The sequence below is a fragment of the Oceanihabitans sp. 2_MG-2023 genome, assembly GCF_030547245.1.
In the GTDB taxonomy this organism is placed as follows: domain Bacteria; phylum Bacteroidota; class Bacteroidia; order Flavobacteriales; family Flavobacteriaceae; genus Oceanihabitans.
The window spans coordinates 241,062-247,935 of the sequence record NZ_JAUOQT010000005.1 but is presented as its reverse complement, the minus strand read 5'-3'; the positions used below and the strand labels follow the sequence as shown (position 1 = coordinate 247,935).

Below are 6,874 nucleotides of genomic sequence, written 5' to 3'. Positions count from 1 at the left end.
AAAAGATATAGCGGAGAGCCTGACGATACTTAGCCCATAGGATAAGTAGCGGAACGCTATAATAGTTATAAAAAGAATTGGTAAATAAATAATACAACCTATTATGGAAACGTCTTGTTTTTAGGTATTATAAATTTATACCTATATATATATTGTGAGTGAATTTTTATACTATTATATTTGTAGCTTATAATTAATAATATAGAATGATACAAATTACTTTGCCAGACGGGAGCATAAAAGCATTTGAAGAAAATGCTACTCCTATGGATGTTGCTAAAAGTATTAGCGAAGGTTTAGCTAGAAATGTTATTTCAGCAAGTTTTAACGGTACAACTATTGAAACCTCAACCAAGTTGACCAGTGACGGATCTTTGATTTTATACACCTGGAATAATGATGAAGGAAAAACAGCATTCTGGCATTCAAGTGCACACGTATTAGCACAAGCATTAGAAGCTTTATACCCAGGAATAAAACTAACTATAGGTCCAGCTATTGATAATGGGTTTTATTATGATGTAGATTTTGGCGAGCATACCGTTTCGGAAAAAGATTTCAAGTCTATTGAAAATAAAATGATTGAGATTGCTCGTGGAAAACACGAATTTAAAATGCGAGATGCATCCAAAGCAGAAGCGTTAGCTTTATATAAAGACAACGAGTACAAAACAGAATTAATAGAAAACCTTGAAGATGGTACTATTACTTTCTGTGATCACGACACGTTTACAGATTTATGTCGTGGTGGACATATTCCTAACACAGGAATTATAAAAGCGGTTAAAATATTATCTGTTGCAGGAGCATATTGGAGAGGAAATGAAAACAACAAACAACTTACACGTGTTTACGGTACCTCTTTCCCGAAACAGAAAGAACTTACTGCTTATTTAGAATTACTAGAAGAAGCTAAAAAGAGAGACCACAGAAAACTTGGAAAAGAATTAGAGCTATTTACTTTTTCTCAAAGAGTTGGACAAGGGTTACCTTTATGGTTACCAAAAGGAGCAGCTTTACGTGAACGTCTAGAAAACTTCTTGAAAAAAGCACAGAAAAAGGCTGGTTATGAAATGGTGGTTACACCACATATTGGACAAAAAGAGCTTTATATGACTTCTGGTCATTACGCTAAGTATGGAGAAGACAGTTTTCAGCCAATTACAACACCAAAAGAAGGAGAAGAGTTTTTATTAAAACCAATGAATTGTCCACACCACTGTGAGATATACAAAAGTAGTCAATGGTCTTATAAAGATTTACCAAAACGTTTTGCAGAATTTGGTACGGTTTATAGATATGAACAAAGTGGAGAATTACACGGTTTAACTCGTGTAAGAGGATTTACACAAGATGATGCACATATTTTCTGTACACCAGATCAATTAGATAAAGAGTTTAAAGATGTAATAGACTTAGTACTTTATGTATTTGGTTCTTTAGGATTTGAAGATTTTACAGCACAGGTATCTTTAAGAGACCCTGAAAATCCGGATAAATATATAGGTAGTGATGAAAACTGGAAAAAAGCAGAAGACGCTATATTAAATGCAGCCAAAGAAAAAGGACTTAATTATGTAGTAGAAACTGGTGAAGCAGCATTTTACGGTCCGAAATTAGACTTTATGGTTAAAGATGCCCTTGGAAGACAATGGCAATTAGGTACTATTCAAGTAGATTATACTTTACCTGAGCGTTTTGAATTAACCTACAAAGGTAGTGATAACGAGCTACACATGCCAATCATGATACATCGTGCTCCTTTTGGGAGTATGGAACGTTTTATAGCTATTTTACTAGAACACACTGCCGGTAATTTCCCACTATGGCTAATGCCAGACCAAGTTATTGTACTATCAATTAGTGAGAAATATGAAAAATACGCGAAAAAAGTTTTAAGTTTGCTAGAAAATAACGAAATTCGCGCCTTGGTAGACAATAGAAATGAAACCATGGGGAAGAAAATAAGGGAAGCAGAAATGAAAAAAATCCCTTATATGATTATTGTTGGTGAAAATGAAGAGCAAGAAGGTAAAATTTCTGTTAGAAAACATGGAGGAGAAGATTTAGGCATGATTAGTGTAGATGCATTCTCAGAAATTGTAACAACAGAAGTAAATAAGACATTAAAACAATTTTAAAATAATAAGTTTAACTTAAATAGAAAAGTCATAGCAATACGTAGAAGAAGATCATCCTCGCCTAGAGTAATAAAAGAGGACCAACACAGAATTAACTCTAAAATTAGAGCTGAAGAAATTCGGTTAGTAGGAGATAATATTGAAGTAGGTGTATATAAAACAAAGCAAGCTTTAGCAATAGCAGACGAACAAGGTTTAGATCTTGTAGAAATCTCGCCTAAAGCAATACCACCTGTGTGTAAAGTTATGGACTATAAGAAGTTTCTTTATGAACAAAAGAAACGAGACAAAGCTTTAAAATCTAAGGCAACAAAAGTTATTATTAAAGAAATAAGATTTGGTCCTCAAACAGATGATCATGATTATGAATTTAAAAAGAAACATGCCGAAAAGTTTTTAAAAGAAGGAGCTAAATTAAAAGCATTTGTATTCTTTAAAGGACGTTCTATAATTTTTAAAGAACAAGGGCAAATTTTATTATTAAAATTAGCTCAAGATCTTGAAGAATTAGGAAAAGTTGAGCAAATGCCAAGATTAGAAGGTAAACGTATGACAATGTTTATCGCTCCAAAAAAGAATAAATAAACAATAGTTCATTCTATTGATTACATGCTAAAATAGTTTTAGTATAAAGATAATAAGCGAAATTATAAAACCTAGGAGAAAATGCCTAAAATGAAAACAAAATCTAGTGCTAAAAAGCGTTTCAAGCTTACAGGTACTGGTAAAATTAAGAGAAAGCACGCTTTTAAGAGTCACATCTTAACAAAGAAGTCGAAGAAGCGTAAGCTTAAATTAACTCATGATGGTTTAGTACATAAAGCAGATGAGAACAATGTTAAAGTAATGATGCGTTTAAAGTAACATTATTTTAATAGGTTAAAACAAATTAATAACCCTGGAGTTAGGCACAATAAAAAGTACTATTTAGTTAGTCGCCTACTACAAAAAACAATTAAATTATGCCAAGATCAGTAAATTCAGTAGCAAAGAGAGCCAGAAGAAAAAAGGTTCTTAAGCAAGCAAAAGGTTACTTTGGACGTCGTAAAAACGTTTGGACAGTAGCAAAAAATGCGGTGGACAAAGCGATGCAATATTCGTATAGAGACCGTAGAAATAAAAAGAGAACATTTCGTGCACTTTGGATCACGCGTATTAACGCTGGAGCTAGAGAACACGGTTTATCTTATTCGCAATTCATGGGAAAAGTAAAAGCTAACAACATCGAATTAAACCGTAAGGTTTTAGCCGATTTAGCAATGAACAGCCCAGAAGCTTTTAAAGCAATTGTAGATAAAGTAAAATAAGGCTTTTGCCTAAATAATAACATATTTCGCTTATAAAAAAATCCGAATCTTAATTGATTCGGATTTTTTTTTGTCTACTATCAAAATTACAAAACAAAATTTTTTGAATTATTATAAGTATCTTTCCGTATAAAACACATAACTAATGAATCGTATATCTCTTATTACCATCCTATTTCTAGCTTTTACAATAACTGTTTTTAGTCAAGAAAATGAAGAGAAGGAGAAAGAAAAATGGGATGTTTCTAACCCAGAAGGAAACTGGGATTATAAAGAGTTCCCACTCGCTACAGATGAAGGTACTTGGATGAATCTCGATGTAAGTCCAGATGGTTCTAAAATTGTATTCGATTTACTTGGCGATATATATATTATGCCCATTCAAGGAGGGAAAGCAACTATTCTTAGAGAAGGCTTAGCATTCGAAATCCAACCACGTTTTAGTCCTGATGGAAAACAAATTTCGTTTACCAGTGATGCTGGTGGTGGAGATAATATCTGGATCATGAATATTGATGGTAGTGATGCTAAACAAATAACCAAAGAGAATTTTAGACTTCTAAATAACGCTATTTGGACACCAGATGGCAACTATCTTATCGCAAGAAAACACTTTACTTCTGGTCGATCTTTAGGTGCTGGAGAAATGTGGATGTATCATAAAACTGGTGGTAGTGGATTGCAACTTACCAAAAAGAAAAATGAGCAACAAGATGTAAACGAACCAAGTTTATCATTAGATGGGAAACATTTATATTATAGTGAAGATGTTTATCCTGGTGGTTTTTTTCAATACAATAAAAATCCAAACCAACAAATCTATGCTATTAATGCTTATAATATGGAAACTGGTAAAACCGAAAGAATTACTGGTGGACCTGGAGGAGCAGCAAGACCACAAATTTCTAGAGATGGTAAAAAGTTAGCTTTTGTAAAACGTGTACGTACAAAAACGGTATTATATATTCATGATTTAGAAACTGGCGAAGAATGGCCTATTTATAACACATTAAATAAAGACCAACAAGAAGCTTGGGCTATTTTTGGAGTCTACACTAATTTTAATTGGATGCCAAATAACGAAGATATTGTGATTTGGTCTGGCGGAAAAATAAAACGAATTAATACCAAAACTTTGAAAGTTAGTACTATCCCTTTTCAAGTAGAAGCAACCATTAAAATTGCAAAAGCTATTGAAGTCGATACTCCTGTTGCTCCAGAGTCTTTTAAAGCAAAAGTTATTCGCCATTTGGTAACATCTCCAGATGAAAAAACGGTGGTTTTTAATGCAATAGGTTATTTATGGACGATGAAGATGCCAAACGGGACTCCAAAACGTCTTACTTCTGGAACCGATTTTGAGTTTGAACCAACCTACTCTCCGGATGGAAAAAACATTACTTATGTAACTTGGAATGATGAAACTCTTGGAGCTATTTATACTATTTCAGCAAACGGAGGAATTCCAATAAAAATATCCAAAGAAAAAGGGATTTATAGAAATCCTTCATATTCTAAAAACGGAAAACATATTGTATTTAATAAGCAGTCCGGAAATACAGCACAAGGTAGATCTTTTACCAAGGATACTGGTATTTATAGAATGGATGCAAACGGAAACAATATCGAGTTCGTTACTAAAGAAGGAGATTTCCCGATTTTTAATGCAGATAAAAACCGAATTATATATCAAAAAGGAGGCATGTTTTTTGGCGCTCTTACTAAAGAATTAAAAAGTGTAGATTTAAATGGACAGGACGAACGTGTATTAATTAAGTCAAAACATGGAAATCGATTGGTTCCTAGTCCAGACGGAAATTGGATTGCTTTTATACACTTACATAAAGTATATATAGCACCAATGCCAAAGTCTGGACAGACTTTAGATATAACAGATAAATCCAAATTTGTACCAATTACGCAAATTTCTAAAGATGCTGGTATCAATTTACATTGGTCGATGGATAGTAAAAAAATACACTGGACTTTAGGGAACACCTACTTTACTGCGGAAGCTTCCGAAGAAACAAAATTAACAGAAACTGGTATTCAAATACCTCTAACTATAAATACAGATAAACCTCAAGGAGTAATTGCATTTAAAGGTGCACGAATTATTACAATGGAAGGCAATCAAATAATTGAAAACGGAACTATTATTGTTAAAAATAATAGAATTGAAGCTATAGGAAATTCTTCAGAAGTAACCATTCCATCTCAAGCTAAACTTTATGATGTTTCCGGAAAAACTATTATGCCAGGAATTGTAGATGTACATGCGCATATTGGTGCATTTAGAGCAGGATTAACCACGCAAAAGCATTGGCAATTCTATGCAAATCTAGCTTATGGAGTTACAACATCACATGATCCTTCTGCAAATTCGGAAACCGTTTTTGCGCTTTCCGAATTGCAAAAAAAAGGAACATTAGTAGGACCTCGCCTCTACTCTACTGGATTTATATTATATGGAGCAGACGGCGATTTTAAAGCCACCATTAATAATTTAGAAGACGCTCGTTCTTCCATTCGACGCACAAAAGCTTTTGGTGCTTTGTCTGTTAAGAGTTACAACCAACCAAGACGCGAACAACGTCAGCAAGTATTACAAGCCGCTCGAGAAGAAGGCATTTTTGTTGTGCCAGAGGGAGGATCGACTTTTTATCATAATATAACTATGATTATGGATGGCCACACTGGTGTAGAACATAATATTCCTGTAGCTCCTGTTTATAAAGATGTTCTTGAGCTTTGGGGAAGAAGTAATGTTGGATATACACCTACACTTATAGTAAATTATGGAGGATTAAATGGTGAAAATTATTTCTACGAAAACACGAATGTTTGGGAAAATAAAAAATTGTTACAATTTATGCCAAGAGGAATTTTAGATGCTAGAGCAAGGCATCGCACTATGGCTCCAGAAGAAGAATATAAAAATGGTCATATATTAGTTTCAGAAACTTGTAAAGCTTTGACAGATGCTGGTGTAAAAGTCAACCTTGGCGCGCATGGACAACTACAAGGCCTTGGTGCGCATTGGGAATTATGGATGCTTCAACAAGGAGGTATGACCAACCATGAAGCATTAAAAGCTGCAACGATAAATGGTGCAGATTATATTGGAATGGCAGCAGATATTGGATCTTTAAAACAAGGCAAACTAGCAGATTTAATTGTAATGAACAATAATCCACTAGAAGATATTCGCAATTCTGAAAGTATTATTTACACTATGATTAATGGCCGTTTGTATGATAGCGAAACTATGGATGAAATAGGTAATGAACCAAAAAAACGTACTCCTTTTTATTGGGAGAATAACAAATACAATGCAAGTTTCCCTTGGGATATTGAAAGTCAAAGTTTTACTCGAGGTGCTTGCGGTTGTCATTTAGGCAAACATTAAACGAGAAAAAACATAAA

The 6,874-nt window shown here is 33.7% G+C and carries 5 protein-coding genes; all 5 read left to right on the top strand.

Annotated features, from left to right (window positions below):
• The first annotated feature begins 206 nt into the window (after window positions 1–206).
• The 5 genes from thrS (at window position 207) to Q4512_RS12665 (ending at window position 6,857) form a co-directional block, all read left to right on the top strand.
• Window positions 207–2,141, top strand: a complete 1,935-nt coding sequence (thrS, locus tag Q4512_RS12685; protein WP_303425287.1) for a threonine--tRNA ligase — start codon at window positions 207–209, stop codon at window positions 2,139–2,141.
• Window positions 2,142–2,210: 69 nt separating this feature from the next.
• Complete coding sequence (gene infC / locus Q4512_RS12680) at window positions 2,211–2,726, top strand: translation initiation factor IF-3 (protein WP_303425290.1); 516 nt, start codon at window positions 2,211–2,213, stop codon at window positions 2,724–2,726.
• A gap of 81 nt (window positions 2,727–2,807) precedes the next feature.
• Window positions 2,808–3,005, top strand: coding sequence for a 50S ribosomal protein L35 (gene rpmI, locus Q4512_RS12675; protein ID WP_303425285.1), 198 nt, complete (start codon window positions 2,808–2,810; stop codon window positions 3,003–3,005).
• Between the two features lie 98 nt (window positions 3,006–3,103).
• Complete coding sequence (rplT, locus tag Q4512_RS12670; RefSeq protein WP_303425283.1) at window positions 3,104–3,448, top strand: 50S ribosomal protein L20; 345 nt, start codon at window positions 3,104–3,106, stop codon at window positions 3,446–3,448.
• A gap of 145 nt (window positions 3,449–3,593) precedes the next feature.
• Window positions 3,594–6,857: an amidohydrolase family protein gene (locus tag Q4512_RS12665; protein ID WP_303425281.1), complete on the top strand. Its 3,264-nt coding sequence runs from the start codon at window positions 3,594–3,596 to the stop codon at window positions 6,855–6,857.
• The last annotated feature ends 17 nt before the right edge of the window (window positions 6,858–6,874 follow it).